The sequence below is a fragment of the Streptomyces longisporoflavus genome (genome assembly GCF_014649775.1).
GTDB lineage: Bacteria > Actinomycetota > Actinomycetes > Streptomycetales > Streptomycetaceae > Streptomyces > Streptomyces longisporoflavus.
This window is the reverse complement of record NZ_BMTR01000124.1, coordinates 1-848: the sequence shown is the minus strand read 5'-3', so window position 1 is coordinate 848 and position 848 is coordinate 1. Positions and strand designations below refer to the sequence as shown.

Below are 848 nucleotides of genomic sequence, written 5' to 3'. Positions count from 1 at the left end.
CTTACTGACGGTTTCAGAATGAGGTTCGAAGTCGCCTCAAGCAGATGATGCTGCAGGCAAGTTGGAGGAAGCCCAGGTGGAGGTCTGCGCGTTTCTCGTAGCGGATCCGCAGCCGTTTGAACTGGTGAAGCCAGGCAAATGTGCGCTCCACAACCCAGCGGATCTTTCCCAGGCCTGAGCCGTGCGGGGTGCCTTTTCGGGCGAACTTGGGTGTGATGCCGCGAGCCCGGAGAAGACGGCGGTACTTGTCGTAGTCGTAGCCACGGTCCGCGAACAGCCGCCCTGGCCTGTGGCGCGGCCGCCCACGGACACCGCGGATGTGGGGTATCGCGTCCAGCAGGGGCATCAGCTGCGTGACGTCGTGGCGGTTCCCGCTGGTCAGCGAGACGACCAGCGGAGTGCCGTGCCGGTCGACGATCAGGTGGTGCTTGCTTCCGGGCCGGGCCCGGTCGACCGGCGAAGGTCCGGTGTGAGCCCCCCTTTCAGAGCTCTCACGTGCGATCCGTCGATCGCGGCGTCGTTCATGTCCAGCAGACCCGCACCCCGCAACTCGGTCAGCAGCACCTCGTGCAGTTGCGGCCAGACCCCGGCCTCGGTCCAGTCCCGCAGTCGCCGCCAGGCCGTCACGCCACTGCAGCCGACCCGTTCCGCGGGAACGTCCCGCCAGCTCACGCCTTTGCACAGCACGTAGACGATGCCTCGCAGCGCAGCCCGGTCATCCGCCGGCAACCGCCCCGGATGCCGATGCCGCCGAGGCGGACGAGCAGGCAAGAGCGGGGCCACACGTTCCCACAAGTCATCAGGCACAAGTTCAGCAGCCACCCAACCAATCCTGCCGAGACAACACT

General features: G+C 66.4%; 1 protein-coding gene. It reads right to left on the bottom strand.

Features of this window, described 5'->3' with window-relative positions:
• Positions 1 to 13: 13 nt before the first annotated feature.
• Positions 14 to 822 (bottom strand): IS5 family transposase gene (locus IE226_RS43690; RefSeq protein WP_190087100.1). Its coding sequence is split into 2 segments (ribosomal slippage): positions 14 to 483 and positions 483 to 822, totalling 810 coding nucleotides; the frame shifts between segments, so codons are not numbered across the junction.
• Between the last annotated feature and the right edge of the window lie 26 nt (positions 823 to 848).